The following is an 18078-nucleotide window of genomic DNA, read 5'->3' on the forward strand; positions in this document are numbered from 1 at the left end:
ATAACTTAACGAATTAATAATCTAAAATAGTTCGTTATGCGTCGCAAAGGTACAAATCCTTTGGCTTAAAAAACTTCAAATTTCTCCGAATTTTACAAGCCGGTTTTTGTGTGCAATTCTTTAATGGAAAGATAACTATTTTTGACCAAAAGGCCAGCTAATTTATATGTTACATAAAACGCGAGGTGTCGCCCTGAGTTATATCCGTTACCGCGAATCTTCTATCATTGCGAAGATTTATACGGAAGGCTTTGGCATTCAGACATATATAGTGAACGGGGTCAGAAGCAGTAAATCGCGTAACAACCGTATTGCCCTGTTTCAGCCGCTGACATTGCTGGATATGGTGGTTTATCATAAGAATAAGGAGGATACCATGCATCGCATTTCGGAGATGAAATGTTACATGCCGTTTCAGACGCTGCCTTATGATGTTGTGAAGTCAAGCCTTGCGCTTTTTGTCACGGAAATGTTGGGCAAAACATTGAAAGAGGAGGAAAGCAACCCCATGCTTTTTCACTTTATTGAGGAATCTGTCCTGTTTCTGGACGAAGCCGAAAATACATTTGAAAATTTCCACATACAGTTTTTGATCCAGTTTGCTTCATTTCTGGGATTTGGGATAGAAACCGTGGAAGATCTCGAAAGTGAGTTGAAAAACAACCATTTCCCACACATGCCCGACGCCGTCGAGCGAGATGCAACATTGCGTTTAGTAAGCGGTGCGTACGGCGCAAATGTCCCATTAGACCGGAAGCGGCGGATCATGATATTGGAAAAGCTTATCTTTTTCTTCAAAATACATATGGAAGCATTGGGGGAAATCAAATCGCTGGAAGTTTTGCGGGAGGTTTTGAAGTAGGGCAGGGCGCCGGGCCGGGTGGCATAATTTTGATAACGTATATTGCATATCAAAAATCTAAACAACCCATGAAACATTTACTGACAGCCACATTTGTTCTAGCTTCCCTCATCGGATTTGCCCAGGAGCGCCTGCCACAAATTCCGAAAGGCGCATGGAAGTCCCAGGAACCGACCGGGAGCGCATCTACGCTCATTGTCGCTGATAATTACCTCGCGATTGCTTCCTATAGTATTGGTAATAAATACTTTGAAAGAACAGAAGGCGGCCCGTTCACAATGAGTGGCGACCAGATGACTTATACACCTGAGTTCAATTCTGCGGATTCCCTGAAAATTGGCATTCCTATTGTTTTTACGGTGACTGTAAAAGACGATATCCTCACTTTGAAATATGAAGAGGCCATGGTTTGGATGCGCGTGGATGATGCAACATCTGCACCGATGGCTGGCGCATGGCACATTACAGAGAAGGCAGGCGATCAGGGTGCATTGGTGAAAATTCATCAGGAAGGCACACGAAAAACATTGAAATTATTGTCGGCAACCCGTTTTCAATGGTTCGCCATTGATCCGGGTGTGAAAGGCTTTTACGCAACAGGCGGAGGCACTTATACGGTTAAGAATGGTAAATACACTGAAAAAATCCAGTTTTTCTCCAAAGACAACAATCGGGTCGGCTCTTCTCTGACATTTGATCACAAACTTGAAAACGGCCGCTGGGATCATAGCGGCAAAAGCAGCGAAGGGAAGCCTATTCATGAGATTTGGGAAAAGATCCAGTAAGCCACTCCAAAAAGCTATAATTTAGATCTGTTCAAAATAATTTTCGGCTTTTGTTTGAATGATTCTAAATAGCGACTACATTTGCTACACATTAATAGCAAACGATGAGCGCTTTTACATTGAATGATCCTGCGGAATGTGCAGTTGGAGAGGTGACCTGGATGAAATCATTCGGCGAGAATACGGAATGTGTATTTAAGAAGTGCTGCGAGAAATATAAAAAGAAAGGGAAGCACTGTAAAAAGTGTCCTAAAAAATAATAACTGCGGGATCTGAAAAGAGCCCAAACAGTTCATGGTGAATAATTATAAGAGAGGGAATGCCGCGAAGCGTTCCCTTTTCTATGTGTAATGCTTGCTAAATTTTGCGCTTCAACTCGAAGTTCTGTCCCAGGTAAACGCGTCTTACCACTTCGTCCTCTGCCAGTTCCTCGGCACTTCCTTGCTTCAATATTTTTCCCTCAAATAATAAATAAGCCCGGTCCGTGATCGACAGCGTCTCATTTACATTGTGATCGGTGATAAGGATGCCGATGTTTTTGTGTTTCAGTTTGGCCACAATGCTTTGGATATCCTCCACCGCAATGGGGTCAACGCCTGCGAACGGTTCGTCGAGCAGGATAAATTTAGGGTCTACTGCCAGCGCGCGGGCGATTTCGGTCCGGCGGCGTTCTCCTCCCGAAAGCACCATTCCCTTACTTTTCCGCACGTGCGTCAGGTGAAACTCTTCCAGCAGTTCTTCCACTTTCTGTCTTTGATCAGCGCGGGAGAGATCTGTCATTTCCAGCACAGCACGAATGTTTTCCTCAACCGTTAATGACCTGAAAACAGACGCTTCCTGCGCCAGATAGCCCAGGCCGAGGCGCGCACGCTTGTACATAGGAAGGCTCGTAATGTCCTTATCGTCCAGGTAAACTTTTCCGCTGTTGGGTTTAACCAATCCTACGGCCATGTAAAAAGAGGTTGTTTTACCAGCACCATTCGGCCCAAGCAAACCTACAATTTCGCCCTGTTCAACCTGATAGCTTACATTATTGTTGACAAGACGAACCCCGTATTTTTTTACAAGGTTTTCGGTTCTTAATATCATTGTTTTTTATCTGTTTGCTGGCCCAAAGCGCATGCTGAGGGCTTAAAGAAACTTGATGTCTTTTAAAGACAGTTGTAACGTTTTTTTGTCCCGAAAGTTATTCTCTTCCAGGCAATAGGCGATCGAAAACGGCCTTCCGTTAATTAAATCCGGATAAAAGTGCGCCATGCCGAAGCCGATCGCCGTGAATATTCCTGAATCATTCTGCTTTACATCGAATTTAAGATGCTTTTCCTTCATGATCGTTGGCCTTCCCGCCAGTGAAACATTGCGGGATTCAAAGATCGGCGTCATGTTTCCGGGACCAAAGGGGCCCATTTGACGGAGAATGTTATAAAATTTCGGCGTGATCACATCCAGTTCGAGCAACATATCGATATTGATCATTGGGATGAGCTGATCTGGTAAGATACGGCTGCTTACAATGTCATTAAACCGCGTTTTGAATGCTTCCACATTTTGTAAAGGCAATGTAAGCCCGGCTGCGAAAGTATGCCCGCCATATTGTTCCAAAAGGTCCGCACATTCCTCAATGGCTTCATACACATCAAATCCCGGAACCGACCGTGCGGAACCTGCGGCTTTTCCATGTGATTGCGTTAATATAATGGTCGGACGATGGTATTTTTCAATGCACCGGCTCGCCACAATTCCGATCACGCCTTTGTGCCAGTCTTCCTTATATAATACGGTACTTTTTGCAGTCGTAAACCAGTCGTCGTTTTCAATCATGAAAAGCGCCTGTTCCGTGATGCTGGTGTCAAAGGTTCGTCGCTCGCTGTTGTGCTTGTTAATCTCGTGTGCAAAATCAGCGGCTTCTTCGTGTTCTTCGCATAGTAAAAGTCTTACTGCCTCTTTCGCATGCTTGATCCGTCCAGCCGCATTAATTCTGGGCCCGAGACCAAAAACCACATTGGTAATGTCCAGCACACCATTCAATCCGGCGATCTGGATCAATGCTTTCACGCCACATCTTGGTGCAGCATTTAATCTTTGCAAACCATAATATGCCAAAATCCGGTTTTCACCCGTAATAGGCACAATGTCCGAAGCAATGCTGATCACCAGCAGGTCCAGATGATCGAACAAGCCAGCCGGGTCTATTTCATTGTCTACACAAAAGGCTTGCAGCAGTTTAAATCCAACGCCGCAGCCTGTGAGTTCTTTATAAGGATATGCGCAATCATCTCTTTTTGGGTCGAGGACAGCAACTGCCGGCGGCAGCTCAGAACCGGGCCGGTGGTGATCACATATAATGAAGTCGATCCCTCTTTCTTTGGCAGCAGTAACTTTATCAACCGATTTTACACCGCAATCCAGTGTTACAATGAGTGAAAAGCCGTTTTCGTGCGCCCAGTCAATGCTTTGCCAGGAAACGCCGTAGCCTTCTTCGTAACGGTCGGGAATGTAATAGTCGAGATTTGGGTAAATTTTCTTTAAAAAACCGTAGAACAATGCGACGGAAGTGGTGCCGTCGACATCATAATCTCCGTAAACCAATATTTTTTCCCCATTTCTGATCGCATCATTCAGTCTGCTGACGGCCGCGTACATGTCCTGCATTAAAAACGGATCATGCAAATGCGCAAGGTCGGGGCGGAAAAAGTTTCGGGATTGCTCAAAATCAAGGATGCCGCGTTGTACCAAAAGAGTAGCCAGCGACGGGCTTACTTTTAACGATTCGGCCAGTTCCAGGACAATGTGTGTTTGTTCAGAAGTAAATTCAGGGTTGTGTATCCAGCGCTTTTCAATCATGAAACAAAGATAATCGGATTCTGTGATGCGTGTATCAAAATCTATATTGAGCCCGCACTATCAGGAAAAGCTAATTGAAAGGTCTTATCTTTGCAAGCAATTAACATTCTTTAAGATAAATGCCGCGTCTTCTGGCGATTGATTATGGTGCCAAACGCACCGGTATTGCTGTTACAGATCCTTTGCAGATCATTGCCACTGCCCTTGATACGGTCAGGACGCATGACTTAACGGAGTTTTTAAAGAAATACGCAGCCAGTGAGCCAATCGAAGCATTTATAGTAGGAATGCCGAAAAGGCTTGATAATACGGAAAGTGAGAATGCGGCAAGAGTAAACGCATTTATCAAGATCCTGAAAAAAACGTTTCCGGACATTGCTGTACACACACACGACGAAAGGTTCACGTCGTCGATGGCCCTGCAATCCATGATCGCGTCGGGCTCGAAAAAGAGCGACCGACGGGAAAAGGGCAACATTGATAAAATAAGCGCCACGATCATTCTCCAGTCTTATATGGAAAGTAAAAGGTGAGCGGGCATTTACAGGTTACATTATATTACAACGAATAAAGTCGCATTACAATGATTTATCCCATCGTAGCATACGGAGATCCGATCCTGAGAAAACCAACCCAATTCATTGAAAAAGACCAGCTTGATCTGAAAAAGCTTTCAGAAGATATGTTTGAGACCATGCATGGTGCAAATGGGGTAGGGCTGGCAGCGCCGCAGATCGGCATGAATATCCGCGTTTTTGTGGTGGACGCAACGCCGTTCAGTGAAAAGGACGATGACGACGACGATGAACCGGATCTTTCATTGGCTGATTTCAAAAAAACATTCATCAACCCCGAAATCCTGGAAGAAGATGGTAAAGAATGGGCATTTGAAGAAGGCTGTCTGAGCATTCCGGGCATCCGGGGCGATGTATACCGCCCCGAGCGCGTGAAAATCCGTTACCGCGATACGGATTGGAATGAGTATACCGAAGAATATACCGGAATGGCCGCCAGGATCATTCAGCACGAATATGACCATTTGTTAGGTAAACTTTTCGTCGATTACCTGCCAACATTAAAAAAGCAATTGATCAAAAGGAAACTCGCCGACATTACAAAAGGAAATGTAGACTCAGATTACCGCATGCGGTTTCCGGGAAGGAGATAATTTTTAATGAGTGAATGAGTGACCGGGTCGCCGGGCGATGACTGAATAAAACAATAGCAATGAAGTCATTGCCACTCACTTACTCATTCACTCATTCACTCATTCACTCATTGAAGCATCCACCATGATAGCAGAACAGTCTACGGAAACATTGTCGGTCGCTTTAATTCAAACCGACCTGTTTTGGGAAAACACGACTGCTAACCTGGCAACGCTTGAAGAAAAAATAGCGACGCTGTCGGGTCCGGTGGATATTATTGTGCTTCCGGAAATGTTCAACTCGGGTTTCACGATGAACACCGCAGCTGCCGAACCCATGAATTTCACCACCACGCGCTGGATGAAGCAAATGGCTGCACAAGCGAACGCGCTGGTCATCGGGAGCTTTGCTGTAAAGGAAGAAGGGAGGTTCTACAATCGGTTAATGTGCGTTGCTCCCGATGGTTCCTATGTATTTAATGATAAGAAGCATCTTTTCAGTTTTGGAAATGAGCACCTTACCTATACACCCGGGAAATCCAGGCTGATCATTAATTACAAGGGCTGGAAGGTTTGCCCATTGGTTTGCTACGATCTCCGGTTTCCCGTTTGGAGCCGTAACAGTGCTTCCGATCCTTATGACATCCTTATATATGTAGCGAATTGGCCGGCCAGGCGTGCGCATGCCTGGAATACTTTGTTAAAAGCTCGCGCTATTGAAAACCAAAGCTATGTGGTAGGCGTTAACCGCGTTGGCTCGGATGCGAATGGGCTAACTTACCAGGGAGATTCTGTTGCGCTCGATTATCTTGGGGAGCCGCTGAGTATGCTGGCCAATGCAGAAACGGAAAAGATCGTCACTTTCCATAAAGGTGATCTTGATGCGTACCGGGTCGCTTTCCCAGCATTGAATGATGCCGACGATTTTCAGATAAATTGGTGAGCACACGGACAAAGTGTCCTATAAGTTACTCAATCACCTTCGGGACCATTATATAGGAAGCATTTTTTGCCGGTGCATTTGCCAGTGCATCTTCCCTCGTCATTGTGTTCACGCCCACATCTTCACGCCAGTTGTTCACTTCGCTAAGGATATGAGTCAGAGGTTCAACGCCATCAGTATCTACCTCATCCAGCTGCTCCATCCACGTCAATACCGAGTCCATACTCTTTAAAATGCCTTCTTCTTCCTCTGGTTTTATCTCCAAACGGGCCAGGTGGGCTATTTTTTTAAGAGACTCCTTGTCAACTTTCATGATGTTATGAATTTGTTAAGTTACCGTCGGGGACTGAAACGGATGTCAAAATTACCTGATTTTTGCGATTCTGTTTTCCGTGGTGACAAATTATTCGGGAACTGTAAGCATTGACGATGGAAACCGGTGTCTTGCTTCTGTTGTTTTAGTAAAATTTGCCCTAGCACATAAAATAGGGGTTATCCGAAATTTAAAATTGTTGTTTAACTAATAGTAGGAGAAAAATAATATTTGCTTTTCTACGAGAATGTTGAAATATTTTGAAATACAATCGGCAGCTTTGAAAAACATGTTCGCAGCGATCATTGTAAAGAGTACAATTATGTATAAGTTTGAATTTAGATTGCATTTAGTTCTGAATCAGTACAAAATCGAGAATAACTAAGAAAATTAAACGTGCGGGTTTCTTTAAATTATGCAATTTGTACGTGCTATGTCAAAAATTTCGGGAAAAAAACTGACGAAATGCTTGCTTTTTTTTAAAAGGAAAACTCATACTTTTGTAGAAGGCTAATATCTAAAACGCAATCAAAATTTTATTTTACCAAATCCAGTTTTAACCAAAAGTTTTATTTAATTCACAACCAAAATCTCAATTTAACCTTTAAAAGTAAGTCTGATGGAAAAGAAAGCTACAAGTCCGGCACCAGCTCCAAAGCCTGCTGCGGCAGCAACAAAAGGCAAAGGCGGTTTGAACCCGGCATTGGTAATCCCTCTACTATTTGCGATTGCATTGGCAGTTTACATTTTTGTTCTGGGAGCTCCCGAACACTTTAAAGATGGCGATCACGCAAAAGGCCCAATCGATGGTGATTACTACGGAATCGTTTACAAAGGAGGTCCTATCGTACCAATTTTGATGACTTGTTTCCTGATCGTGTTAACATTTACAATCGAGCGTTTGATCACTTTGAACAAAGCTCAAGGTTCTGGAAGCATCGATGCATTCGTTGTGAAGCTGAGAGGTCTTCTTGACAAAAACCAAATCGAAGAAGCAATTAAAGAATGTGACAGACAAAAAGGTTCTGTTGGTAACGTTATCAAAGCAGGTCTTTTGAAATATAAGCAATTGACTACGGAGACTGCACTTGACAAAGAGCAGAAACTGGCAGCGCTTCAGAAAGAAATCGAAGAAGCAACTACGCTTGAACTTCCAATGCTTCAGAAAAACCTTACGATTATCGCAACACTTGCAGGTGCATCTACACTTTTGGCACTTCTTGGAACGGTAATCGGTATGATCAAAGCCTTCGCGGCTCTTGGTACATCAGGTTCTCCTGACTCCGCTGCTCTTGCAACAGGTATCTCTGAGGCCCTTATTAATACGGCACTTGGTATCGGTACTTCTGCGATCGCAACGATCTCATACGCTTACCTGAACAGCCGTGTTGACGACCTTACTTATAGCATTGATGAAATCGGCCTAAGCCTTCAATCAAACTTTGCTACACATTATTAATAGTTTTTTGAACTATTAATATGAAAGTTTCGTTAATATACAAAAAACTTATATATTTGCTATGGGAAAGGTAAGACCTAAGAAGCATGCGCCGCATACAGATATGACAGCGATGACTGACGTAGCGTTCTTACTACTGACGTTCTTTATCATGACGGCAACTTTTAAGTCGAATGAAGCGGAGATTACAACACCCTCTTCCATTTCGCAGATTAAAGTTCCTGATGATGACATTATGGTCATTAGTATTGACAAAGCGGGCAAGGTGTTCTTTGGAGTGGATGCAAAACCGGTAAGAGCAGCAATGCTTGAAAACATTGGTCAATCAAAAGGGATCACGTTCACTGAGACTGAGAAAGCAAAATTTGCATTGCAATCAAGCTTTGGATTTCCATTGAACCAATTGAAACCTTGGTTGAATATGTCGAAGGAGCAAATGCCGAATGTGAAGCAACCAGGTATCCCGGTTGACTCTACTGGGGCAAGTGAACTGGCTGACTGGGTTTATGCAGCTCGTAAGGCTAACAGTCAATTGAGGATCGCTTTGAAAGGTGACAATCTTTCCAAGTTCCCGGTTTTCAAAGACGTGTTGTCTAACTTACAGTCGCAGAACATTAACAAGTTCAACCTGATCACAGGTAGCGAACAAGCGCCTGCCGGCTACACGAACGATTAATTTTAATTAAAGAGATCATTTTAATAAGAAGAGAAAATGGCAGCAATTGAAGAATCCGGTGGTGGTGGGCATGGCAAAGGTGACGGTAAGGTTCGGGGCAAAAAGATGTCTACCCGTGTAGACATGACGCCAATGGTGGACTTGGGATTCTTGCTTATCACGTTTTTCATGCTAGCAACAACTATGTCGAAACCGACATCTATGACGCTGGCTGTGCCTGATAAGACGGATGAAAAAGACCAGGAAAAAACCGAACCGCTAAAAGCGTCAAAAGTGTTGACCCTGTTCATGGGAGCCAACGACGATGTATATTATCTGGATGGAGTAGCTGCGGATGACGACAAAGCAGAAGCATCTTTGAAAACAACCCGCTACGGGTTCGATTTGAGAAGTGTGATTTTCAACTCTGCTAAGCGTATCAATGCTGCAAATCCTAAGGATGAAAAAGGAAACGATCCTTTTGTTGTGGTAATCAAGCCGACGCCGGTTTCAACCTATAAAAACATGGTTGACGTATTGGACGAAATGGCGATTACCAAATCAAAGAGATATGCACTTGTAGAGACTCTGACAGATTCGGAGAAAAAGCTCTTGGGTGACAAAATCGTAGAAAAATAACAATTTAATCAAATCAAATTCAAAGCGCCATGGCAGAAATAGGCCCGAATGCTACACTGGATGATATAGTGTTTGCTGATCGAAATAAGGCGTACGGAGCATTTTCACTTCGTCAGGGCTATCGTGCCGATGTGACGAAGGCTACCATAATCGGAGCGGCTCTCTTTGTTCTTGCAATGTTTACACCGTCAATTATTAATAAACTGTCGGCTGGCGAGGAAGAAGAAGTAGCAATGGTTGAGGTGGATTTAATGAAAATACCACCGCCGCCAATTGATCCGGCAGAACCGCCACCACCGCCACCACCGCCGGTTGAACAACCTAAGGTGAATACGGTGAAGTTCTTGCCTCCTGAGGTTAAAAAGGATGAAGAAGTGCCTGAAGAGGTGCCACCACCAACAGTAGAAGAAATTAAGGAAGCTGTTGTTGCGGATAAAACAGTTGAAGGAGACCCCAACGCGAACGAGATCATTGTTGCTCCCGAAGCAGTTGCGGCACCAAGCAAAGGAACAGTTGTAGAAGCAGCGCCAGAACCGGAAAAGGTTTTTACCGTTGTTGAGCAGCAGCCGGAGTTTCCAGGTGGTACGGCTGAAATGTACAAGTATTTAGGTAAAAATATCAAATACCCAAGTGCAGCTTCACGTGCCAACGTTTCAGGAAGGGTGTTTATGTCATTCGTAGTAAATACGGATGGTAGTATCCAAGATGTGGCTGTATTGAAAGGACTTGGTTTTGGTTGCGACGAAGAAGCTATCCGTGTTGTGAAAGCAATGCCGAAGTGGAAACCAGGTAAGCAATCAGGACGTGCGGTTCGTGTTAAGTACAACTTGCCAATCAATTTCCAGCTGGAGTAACTCATGAGGGAAAAACCATTGCATGAGAAGATCGGTGATCTAACCTCTGTGTTAATGGCTCTGACATACATAGGAGGAGGGGTCTTTTTAGTCCTCTCCTCCTTGTCATTTAGGTTGTTACCTGTTGGCAGTCTGGCAAGGAATGCTTTCGCTGGCACACTTATTTTGTACGGAGCTTACAGAGGTTACAGGGTTTGGAGAAGAAGAAATCAAAAAGAACTATGAAATTTTGGTCAGCCGGAATATTGCTCGGCACATCAGTAGCGTTTCTGAGCTTGCAAGGTTGCGGTGGTTCTAATGGTGATCTTGATAACCCGAGGCAGGGAACAATTACCGTTGCCTCAGACGAATCATTCAAGCCGATTGTTAATGCGCTAACCAATGCATACGAGGGAATTTACCCGAATACGCATTTTGAGTTAGAGTATAAGCCAGAGCAAGAAGCGATTCGTCAATTGCTTAACGATAGTGCCCGGATCATTTTCTCGACCAGGCAGTTAAGCGAGAAGGAGACAGAGCTCATTAAGAAGCAGAAAGGATCCCATAAGTTTCAGCACATTGCAACTGATGGGCTGGCGTTGGTAGTTAGCAAATCCAATACGGACAGCTTAATAACAATGCCCGAGATCAAGGCAATACTGGAAGGGAAAATTACGGACTGGTCTCAGTTGAAGGATGGAAATCAAAAAGGGCCTATAACATTGGTGTTTGACAATGCCAATGCAAGTAACCTGAACTTCATTCTTAATAAATTTGGGATCAAGGACATTCAACGTTTGCGTATTACATCAGCTGGTTCTAACGAGAATGTAATCAAAGATATCAGGTCTAACCCGCTTCATTTGGGTTTTATAGGCGTAAGCTGGATCAGCGAAGGGCATTCATTAGCAACAAGGGAATTGTCAAAAGGAATCAACGTATTGGGTGTTGCTCAAAAGGCTAATCCAGATTCTTTGTCGAACTATATTCAGCCCTTTCAAAGCGGACTTGAATTTAAAAGATATCCCCTCCACCGGGATTTATATATCATCAGCCGTGAAGGATATTCGGGATTGGGAGGCGGACTAATGACCTATATCGCACGGGATGTAGGAGGTTTAATAATTCAAAAAATGGGCTTATTGCCAACTGTACCTTACCCCAGGGAGCTTGAAATAACCACGGGGAAGAATTTTTAAGAAGTGTAATACAATTTAAGATTTGGGACTTGTTATTGGAAAGCCAAATTTTTTATCATTATTTTAACCGGGTAAAAAATGAACAGAAACATGAGAATGAAATTAGTAGCACTGGTAATTGGTTTATTAGCGTTTGTTAATTTACACGCACAAACGACGCAGGACGGCTTAGCATTGATCAACGGAGAACGTTACAATGAAGCAGGCGATTTATTCAAAAAACTCGCAGAAACAACGCCTTCTGCTGATAACCAATATTACCTTGGTTATTATTATATAAAAACCAATCAACTGGACGAAGCGCAAAAAGCCTTTGATAAAGGTCTTACGCTTGATGATAAATCCTATTTGAATAAAGTAGGTCAGGGAACAGTTGCTCTTGCAAAAGGAGAAAAAGCAAAAGCGAAAGAGCTTTTCGACGAAGCAGAGAAGAAAAAGAAAAAAGATGCTGAGGTTCTTTTCAGAATAGGCGAGGCTTACACGCTTTTCGAGAAAAACAACGATCCTGCTGAGGCAATCAGATTGCTGGATGAAGCTGTTAAGAGAGATAAAAATCTTGCTGATGCCTATCTTGCAAAAGGTGATGCATTAATGTTACGTAACGAAGGTGGTGCTGCTGTAACGGCTTACGAATATGCTTTGACAGCAAAACCAAACTACGCAACTGCTCACAACGCGATTGGTCAGATTTACCTTCGTGGTAAAAACTACAACCTGGCGCTTGAAAACTACAAAAAGGCAATTGAAGCAGATCCTAACTTTGCACCGGCATACAAAGATCTTGCGGAGTTGTACTTCCTGGCTCAGAAATACAAACAAGCTGCTGAAAACTTCGATTTGTATATCCAGAAAAGCGGAACTACTGATCCTGAAATGAAATTGCGTGCTGCGCAGTTTGCATTTACAGCTGACGATTACGCGAAATCATTGCAACTACTTGAAGAGATTAAAGGGAAAATCAACAATCCGATCACATTGCGTATGTATGGCTGGTCTAACTTCAAGACTAACAAGCCTGACGAAGCTATCCAGAACTTGACAGAATTCATCAAAATCGCTCCTGATAAAGTAATTGGTGATGACTATAAATATCTGGGTCGTGCATATAACCAGAAAGTAACAGACGGAAAAGGATATGACTCGACCGGTGTTGCTTACATTTTGAAAGGTGCTGATATGGATACGAGCAAAGCAGAAGCTGCAACTGCATACAAAGAAGTTGCTGCCCTGTACTATGCTGCAAAAGATTTCCCTAACGCCGCTGCAACATTTGAAAAAGGTATCGCATTGGATACTGCAAAAGCAAGCGCGAATGACTATTACTACACTGGTTTGTCTAACTTCCAGATGGCAACTGCAAAAGTGCTTCCAACTGCAGCGGATTCAAACTATGCAGACAGTGCGAAGATTTCAATGGAAAGACGTACATTATTCCTGAAAGCAGATTCGATCTTCGCGACTGTTACTCAGAAACTTCCTGACTGGCCATATGGATACTATTGGAGAGCAAGTACTCTTTACAATGCGTATGACAGACAAGAAAACGTTGACAAAGGAATTTCTCAGCCTTACTATTTGAAATTGACTGAACTGGCTGAAAAAGATCCAGATCCAAGCAAATACAAGTCTTATTTGAAATTGGCATATGGCTATCTTGCATTCCACGCTCAAACTACATTGAAAGATGAAGCAAAGGCGAAGGAATATTGGGAGAAACTTCTAAAAGTGGATCCGGATAACATATCTGCAAAAGAAGCACTAGGATTAGCTACGCCAACAGCTGAAACGCAGCCAGCAGCAGGCGCAAAAGCTGGTGCGAAAACAAAAGCAGCAGCAACACCGAAGAAAAAATAATTCGGTTAGGTTATAATGAAAGAAGCCGCTTGGATATCCAAGCGGCTTCTTTCATTATAAAAAATTTAAAAAATGCTAGCCTAATGAAGACAGGCGCGCAAAACAAGTATTGAGTACTGGTAAATGTACCGTTCCGTAATTATCGTAACACCATTGTCTTAATCTTTTCACCTCGGCTGGCATCAACATACGGATTGCTTTTCTAAGTTCTTTTTCAAACAATCTGCGGTCGAAACTAACTTTCTGCAGAATAATTTTTATGTATTCAAGCATGGAGGCCATAGTATTATGTAATTTTGTGGTTTAGGGAAGTGAATAATATGCATCAGAATTAAATTAAAAACGTCTGAGAGCGGCAATTCCTAATAAAGCTAACGAAAATATTTAATGAAATTATATGCGTTATTAAATATTATTTTGTGTTTTTCTGGTACGCTTCTGGCCCAGACTATTAATGACGCCTCTACCATTGAATTAGGATCCAAAAACTTATCATTGGATCAGCCTTTCCTAATATCGGTTGTTCTGCGTGATGCAGAAACGCGGCCGGCGGTTATTTTTCCGGAAATAAACGGGTTGGAAAAAAGAAGCAAGTCAGCAACCAGTGCCATCAGCACGGTGGATGGCAAGAAAGTGGTGATACAAACCATCACACAGGAATACTTCGCAGCTAAGCCAGGGAACTACCTCATTCCCGCGTTCGTAATCACGATCAACAGCCTCAAATTAAAATCAGAAGAGACAATGGTTGTCTTTTCTCAGCAAGCAAGCCCGGGAGACGCTGTTTCCGTAGGCGTAAGCCCTACTTTTGAGGCGGATGTGGAAGATACAGGCGACGGGATCTTCCTGTCCGTCCAGACGGATAAAAAGGCGGTTTTTATTAGGGAAGGATTTGCGTTGCGCATTTCCCTATACATTGCTGAGAATGCGCCGGTACAAATGGAATTTTACCGCTTCAATGAACAATTGCAATCTATCCTCAAACAATTACGGCCGGCAAATTGCTGGGAAGAGAACGTGGGCATTGAGGAAATTGTTAAACGTCGCATAACAATCAGAGGTCGCCGGTATACGGAATATAACATGTACCAGGCCCGGCTTTTCCCCATCACGACCGAAGACATTGTTTTTCCTTCCATCGCGCTGCAAATGCTTGTTATCGATAACAGCAAGGCAGTAAATGTGGAGCGGAAAGTGGTAAGGTCGTTCAGGTCCAACAAGGCGGCTATTGTCGTGCGCCAGTTGCCGGATCATCCGTTAAGGGATCAGGTTGCGGTGGGGCAGTATGCATTAAAGGAAAATCTGTCTAGCACCCTCGTTTATCCCGGCGAGAGCGTGCGTTACATGTTCAAGGTGGAAGGCGTTGGGAACATTGCCGCTATTCCGGCACCGACGATCCAATCCAACTCTACATTTGACATTTATCCGCCGGAAGTAAGTCAAATCATTAAAAGAAGCTACCAAAGTGTGGTAGGGGAGAAAACTTTCGATTACTTTGTTGTTCCCAGAAAGGACGGGGAATTTCCGTTAGGACGGTATTTTCAATGGGTATATTTCAATTCGTCAAAAGCAAAGTATGATACATTGCGGTCCGCAAAAATGCTTTCTGTAAAGGGCGAGGACTATAAGCTTGCCAACTTATCACTGAGCGGCTCTTCCGGGCTGTACGACAACCTGGAAAGCCTTGATAGCAGCAAAGATTCAATAGATTATAAAAAGATTTTAAAAGACACCACCAACGGCATAGTGATTCTGCTATTGATCGCAATGGTTTGGGTATTCAGAAAGTAAATTTTTAATGGGAAGTACGTACGGTAAGATATTCAAAATAGCCACATTCGGCGAGTCGCACGGAGCGGGTATTGGTGTCATCATAGAAGGATGCCCGGCAGGCGTCAATTTCGACTCGGATTTCATTCAAAACGAGCTGACCAGGCGTAAGCCAGGCCAGTCGAGAATTACCACGCAACGCAAAGAAGCGGATGAATTTGAAGTGTTATCGGGAGTGTTTGAGGGCAAAACAACCGGCACACCCATTGCTTTGATCATCCGGAATGAAGATCAGCGCAGCAAAGACTATTCGCACATTGCTGCCCAGTTCCGTCCGTCACATGCGGATTACACGTATCAGGTGAAGTATGGCGTCCGCGATTACAGAGGCGGCGGCAGGAGCTCTGCGAGGGAGACTGCTGCAAGAGTTGCGGCTGGCGCACTGGCAAAGCTGCTCCTGGCTGATCTGGGCGTAAATATTCAATCCTACGTGTCACAGGTCGGGGCATTAAAACTCGAAAAATCGTATCAGGATCTCGATCTTTCAATAACAGAAACAAATGCCGTCCGTTGTCCTGATCCTGAAATGGCGCAGCAAATGTTCGATTACATTGACTCTATAAGAAAGCAGGGAGATTCTGTGGGGGGCGTTGTGAATTGCGTGATTACGGGTGTTCCGGCTGGCTGGGGAGAGCCTGTGTTTGACAAGCTTCATGCGGAAATGGGAAAGGCCATGCTAAGCATTAATGCAGTAAAGGGATTTGAGTACGGCAGCGGCTTTGAAGGCGTAACATTGCTGGGTTCTCAGCATAACGATGCGTTTTTTATTGATGATGAAGACAAAGTCCACACCCGCACCAATCATTCAGGAGGTGTGCAAGGTGGGATTTCAAATGGTGAAGACATTTATTTCCGCGTAGCGTTTAAGCCGGTGGCAACCATTATGCAGGATCAGGAAAGCATTGATCAGCATGGGGATGTGGCTATTGTGCAGGGAAAGGGACGTCATGACCCTTGTGTGGTGCCGCGCGCCGTTCCGATTGTAGAGGCGATGGCAGCATTGGTACTAGCCGATTTTTACCTTCGTAACCGGTCCAGCAAAGTTTAAATCTTGTTGCGTTTGCGCCTTTGGTTCAGGCTCAGAACGAGCCAGATTGTTCCCAGGAATTCAATGGCCAGGGCGGTGAGGATAATGGGATTGCTGAATTTGTTTTGATCCGATCTTAGTGAGGCACCAACCGCAAGCAAAAGCATGCCGGTTAGCAGAATGAGCACAGCGTTTCTCAGGCTAAGTTTCACTGATGATATCGTTGGTACAACATTAGAATTCCATCATATGGACATTCCTACTCCAATTTAGAAATTCTATCACAACTTACAAACAAAAAAGGGCTCCTTGGAGCCCTTTTTTACTGCATATTAACTTAAATAACCTGCGTCTTACCAGGAACCGCAACCGGATAAAGTCCGTCAGGACCCGGAAGGATTTTTGGCGAAGCATCCCAGGCCAGTTTGTCCGGGAATAGATTAATGTCTGAGTTGAATGCCTCATCCCATTTGATCATCTTGCCCGAATAAGTTGCCATACGGCCCATAATGGCTGTCATTGTGCTTTTTGCGCCATTTTCTGCGTCAGCAAATTTGTATTCACCTTTTGCAATGGCAGCAAACAATTCGTCGTGTTCAACCTGATATGGGTTTTTATCACCTTTATCGTCGTGCTGATAAATCACGCCGCCTTTGTAATCTTTCAAAATGGTTTTTTTACCGTCAAAGCTGTCAATGCGGCCTTTTGTTCCTACAAAAGCCTCATCAACCTTGTTCCATGTGCCTTCAAACTGACGGCATTGGCTGGAAATAACGGTTCCGTCGGCGTAAACAAGGTCAAGTGTATGGTGATCGAAAATCTCTCCGTACGCCTTTCCGGTACGCACTTCACGACCGCCAGTTCCCTGGATTGATACTGGATAACCCTTTTTCACCCAGTTAGCGACGTCAATGTTGTGCACGTGCTGCTCCGAAATGTGGTCACCGCAAAGCCAGTTGAAATAATACCAGTTTCTCATTTGGTATTCCATTTCAGTTTGGTTTGGCTGGCGTTCTTTCATCCACGGGCTGCTGCCAACCCAGTAAACCTGCCCGCCTACGATATCACCAATTGCACCGTCATGAATGCGTTTGATCGCAGCCAGATAATTAGCCTGGTAATGGCGTTGCAGACCCACAACCACATTCAACTTCTTTTTCTTCGCTTCTTCGGCAATTTCAAGCACTTTACGAATTCCGGGAGCATCCGTAGCAACCGGCTTTTCCATGAAAATGTGCTTGTTGTTCTTCACCGCTTCTTCAAAATGCGAAGGACGGAAGCCAGGAGGAGTCGCCAGGATGACAACATCCACGTCTTTTAAAGCAATGGCTTTCTTGAATGCATCGAAACCTACAAACTTACGGTCGTCAGGAACATCAACTTTCAATTTCGTATCCACAACCGTTCCTGCTGCATTTTTGTATTTTTTAGCAGTCAGGTTTTTATATGATTCGTCCAGACGGTCCTTAAAAGCATCTGCCATGGCAACGATCTGCACATTTTGCGTTGTGCTTAATGCCTGCGCAGCCGCACCTGTTCCTCTTCCTCCGCAACCGATCAAAGCAACTTTGATCGTCTCATCCACCGCACTGTTAAAGCCATATCCGCGAACCGGATTCAACATTGCACCGCCCGCTGCAAACAGGCCGGTTGCTTTTAGAAAATCACGTCTATTTTGTTCCATTATG

The 18078-nt window shown here is 44.0% G+C and carries 19 protein-coding genes; 13 read left to right on the forward strand and 6 right to left on the reverse strand.

What is annotated here, in order from left to right; genetic code table 11:
* The first annotated feature begins 166 nt into the window (after positions 1-166).
* Together recO and L0660_RS21185 are read left to right on the forward strand one after the other, a co-directional pair.
* A complete protein-coding gene (gene recO / locus L0660_RS21180; protein WP_235161225.1) occupies positions 167-862 on the forward strand; it encodes a DNA repair protein RecO in 696 nt (231 codons plus the stop codon).
* Between the two features lie 68 nt (positions 863-930).
* On the forward strand, positions 931-1647 hold the full coding sequence (locus L0660_RS21185; RefSeq protein WP_235161226.1) for a hypothetical protein: 717 nt from the start codon (positions 931-933) through the stop codon (positions 1645-1647).
* Between the two features lie 357 nt (positions 1648-2004).
* Here L0660_RS21185 and lptB read toward each other — a convergent pair whose 3' ends face one another.
* The gene (gene lptB / locus L0660_RS21190; protein ID WP_233794826.1) at positions 2005-2736 is read right to left on the reverse strand and encodes an LPS export ABC transporter ATP-binding protein; all 732 of its coding nucleotides are present in this window, start codon (positions 2734-2736) and stop codon (positions 2005-2007) included.
* Between the two features lie 42 nt (positions 2737-2778).
* Entirely contained in the window at positions 2779-4491 is a 1713-nt protein-coding gene (gene recJ, locus L0660_RS21195) for a single-stranded-DNA-specific exonuclease RecJ (RefSeq protein ID WP_235161227.1), read from the reverse strand.
* A 119-nt stretch (positions 4492-4610) separates the two neighbouring features.
* Between recJ and ruvX the strand changes: the two genes are divergently transcribed.
* The 3 genes from ruvX to L0660_RS21210 all read left to right on the forward strand — a co-directional run bounded on the left by ruvX (position 4611) and on the right by L0660_RS21210 (position 6581).
* Positions 4611-5024, forward strand: a complete 414-nt coding sequence (gene ruvX, locus L0660_RS21200) for a Holliday junction resolvase RuvX (RefSeq protein WP_235161228.1) — start codon at positions 4611-4613, stop codon at positions 5022-5024.
* Positions 5025-5074: 50 nt separating this feature from the next.
* Positions 5075-5659, forward strand: a complete 585-nt coding sequence (gene def / locus L0660_RS21205; RefSeq protein ID WP_233794829.1) for a peptide deformylase — start codon at positions 5075-5077, stop codon at positions 5657-5659.
* Positions 5660-5783: 124 nt separating this feature from the next.
* Entirely contained in the window at positions 5784-6581 is a 798-nt protein-coding gene (locus L0660_RS21210) for an amidohydrolase (RefSeq protein ID WP_235161229.1), read from the forward strand.
* A gap of 25 nt (positions 6582-6606) precedes the next feature.
* On the opposite strand, the gene gatC is transcribed toward L0660_RS21210, so the two are convergent.
* Complete coding sequence (gatC, locus tag L0660_RS21215) at positions 6607-6894, reverse strand: Asp-tRNA(Asn)/Glu-tRNA(Gln) amidotransferase subunit GatC (protein ID WP_235161230.1); 288 nt, start codon at positions 6892-6894, stop codon at positions 6607-6609.
* A gap of 619 nt (positions 6895-7513) precedes the next feature.
* On the opposite strand from gatC, the gene L0660_RS21220 reads away from it, so the two are divergent.
* The 6 genes from L0660_RS21220 to L0660_RS21245 all read left to right on the forward strand — a co-directional run bounded on the left by L0660_RS21220 (position 7514) and on the right by L0660_RS21245 (position 13533).
* On the forward strand, positions 7514-8353 hold the full coding sequence (locus L0660_RS21220) for a MotA/TolQ/ExbB proton channel family protein (RefSeq protein ID WP_026629396.1): 840 nt from the start codon (positions 7514-7516) through the stop codon (positions 8351-8353).
* Positions 8354-8414: 61 nt separating this feature from the next.
* Complete coding sequence (locus L0660_RS21225; RefSeq protein ID WP_233794832.1) at positions 8415-9029, forward strand: biopolymer transporter ExbD; 615 nt, start codon at positions 8415-8417, stop codon at positions 9027-9029.
* 36 nt (positions 9030-9065) lie between these two features.
* Positions 9066-9647, forward strand: coding sequence for a biopolymer transporter ExbD (locus tag L0660_RS21230; RefSeq protein ID WP_026629394.1), 582 nt, complete (start codon positions 9066-9068; stop codon positions 9645-9647).
* Between the two features lie 29 nt (positions 9648-9676).
* Positions 9677-10501 (forward strand): energy transducer TonB, encoded by an 825-nt coding sequence (locus L0660_RS21235; RefSeq protein WP_233794833.1) that lies wholly within the window; start codon positions 9677-9679, stop codon positions 10499-10501.
* 221 nt (positions 10502-10722) lie between these two features.
* On the forward strand, positions 10723-11679 hold the full coding sequence (locus L0660_RS21240) for a substrate-binding domain-containing protein (RefSeq protein WP_235161231.1): 957 nt from the start codon (positions 10723-10725) through the stop codon (positions 11677-11679).
* A 96-nt stretch (positions 11680-11775) separates the two neighbouring features.
* On the forward strand, positions 11776-13533 hold the full coding sequence (locus L0660_RS21245) for a tetratricopeptide repeat protein (RefSeq protein ID WP_235161232.1): 1758 nt from the start codon (positions 11776-11778) through the stop codon (positions 13531-13533).
* 75 nt (positions 13534-13608) lie between these two features.
* Here L0660_RS21245 and L0660_RS21250 read toward each other — a convergent pair whose 3' ends face one another.
* Positions 13609-13815 carry a hypothetical protein gene (locus L0660_RS21250; protein WP_084439472.1) on the reverse strand — a complete coding sequence of 69 codons (207 nt, stop codon included), beginning with the start codon at positions 13813-13815 and terminating at the stop codon, positions 13609-13611.
* Between the two features lie 105 nt (positions 13816-13920).
* On the opposite strand from L0660_RS21250, the gene L0660_RS21255 reads away from it, so the two are divergent.
* Positions 13921-15324, forward strand: a complete 1404-nt coding sequence (locus tag L0660_RS21255) for a BatD family protein (protein WP_235161233.1) — start codon at positions 13921-13923, stop codon at positions 15322-15324.
* A 7-nt stretch (positions 15325-15331) separates the two neighbouring features.
* Entirely contained in the window at positions 15332-16411 is a 1080-nt protein-coding gene (gene aroC / locus L0660_RS21260) for a chorismate synthase (protein WP_235161234.1), read from the forward strand.
* Here the strand turns inward: aroC and L0660_RS21265 are convergent.
* A complete protein-coding gene (locus L0660_RS21265; RefSeq protein ID WP_235161235.1) occupies positions 16408-16602 on the reverse strand; it encodes a hypothetical protein in 195 nt (64 codons plus the stop codon). The two genes, aroC and L0660_RS21265, sit on opposite strands and share 4 nt — an antisense overlap.
* 125 nt (positions 16603-16727) lie before the next feature.
* Positions 16728-18074, reverse strand: coding sequence for a Gfo/Idh/MocA family protein (locus tag L0660_RS21270; protein WP_233794839.1), 1347 nt, complete (start codon positions 18072-18074; stop codon positions 16728-16730).
* Positions 18075-18078: the final 4 nt, after the last annotated feature.

This window comes from Dyadobacter sp. CY351, from assembly GCF_021502625.1.
Lineage (GTDB): Bacteria > Bacteroidota > Bacteroidia > Cytophagales > Spirosomataceae > Dyadobacter > Dyadobacter chenhuakuii.

Bases quoted from the DNA above. Each gene is read 5' to 3' on its own strand.
- L0660_RS21245 (WP_235161232.1), top strand. From the start codon at position 11,776: ATGAAATTAGTAGCACTGGTAATTGGTTTATTAGCGTTTGTTAATTTA.
- L0660_RS21235 (WP_233794833.1), top strand. From the start codon at position 9,677: ATGGCAGAAATAGGCCCGAATGCTACACTGGATGATATAGTGTTTGCT.
- L0660_RS21185 (WP_235161226.1), top strand. From the start codon at position 931: ATGAAACATTTACTGACAGCCACATTTGTTCTAGCTTCCCTCATCGGA.
- L0660_RS21270 (WP_233794839.1), bottom strand. From the start codon at position 18,074: ATGGAACAAAATAGACGTGATTTTCTAAAAGCAACCGGCCTGTTTGCA.
- L0660_RS21255 (WP_235161233.1), top strand. From the start codon at position 13,921: ATGAAATTATATGCGTTATTAAATATTATTTTGTGTTTTTCTGGTACG.
- L0660_RS21210 (WP_235161229.1), top strand. From the start codon at position 5,784: ATGATAGCAGAACAGTCTACGGAAACATTGTCGGTCGCTTTAATTCAA.
- recJ (WP_235161227.1), bottom strand. From the start codon at position 4,491: ATGATTGAAAAGCGCTGGATACACAACCCTGAATTTACTTCTGAACAA.
- ruvX (WP_235161228.1), top strand. From the start codon at position 4,611: ATGCCGCGTCTTCTGGCGATTGATTATGGTGCCAAACGCACCGGTATT.
- recO (WP_235161225.1), top strand. From the start codon at position 167: ATGTTACATAAAACGCGAGGTGTCGCCCTGAGTTATATCCGTTACCGC.
- lptB (WP_233794826.1), bottom strand. From the start codon at position 2,736: ATGATATTAAGAACCGAAAACCTTGTAAAAAAATACGGGGTTCGTCTT.
- aroC (WP_235161234.1), top strand. From the start codon at position 15,332: ATGGGAAGTACGTACGGTAAGATATTCAAAATAGCCACATTCGGCGAG.
- def (WP_233794829.1), top strand. From the start codon at position 5,075: ATGATTTATCCCATCGTAGCATACGGAGATCCGATCCTGAGAAAACCA.
- L0660_RS21225 (WP_233794832.1), top strand. From the start codon at position 8,415: ATGGGAAAGGTAAGACCTAAGAAGCATGCGCCGCATACAGATATGACA.
- L0660_RS21250 (WP_084439472.1), bottom strand. From the start codon at position 13,815: ATGGCCTCCATGCTTGAATACATAAAAATTATTCTGCAGAAAGTTAGT.
- L0660_RS21240 (WP_235161231.1), top strand. From the start codon at position 10,723: ATGAAATTTTGGTCAGCCGGAATATTGCTCGGCACATCAGTAGCGTTT.
- gatC (WP_235161230.1), bottom strand. From the start codon at position 6,894: ATGAAAGTTGACAAGGAGTCTCTTAAAAAAATAGCCCACCTGGCCCGT.
- L0660_RS21230 (WP_026629394.1), top strand. From the start codon at position 9,066: ATGGCAGCAATTGAAGAATCCGGTGGTGGTGGGCATGGCAAAGGTGAC.
- L0660_RS21220 (WP_026629396.1), top strand. From the start codon at position 7,514: ATGGAAAAGAAAGCTACAAGTCCGGCACCAGCTCCAAAGCCTGCTGCG.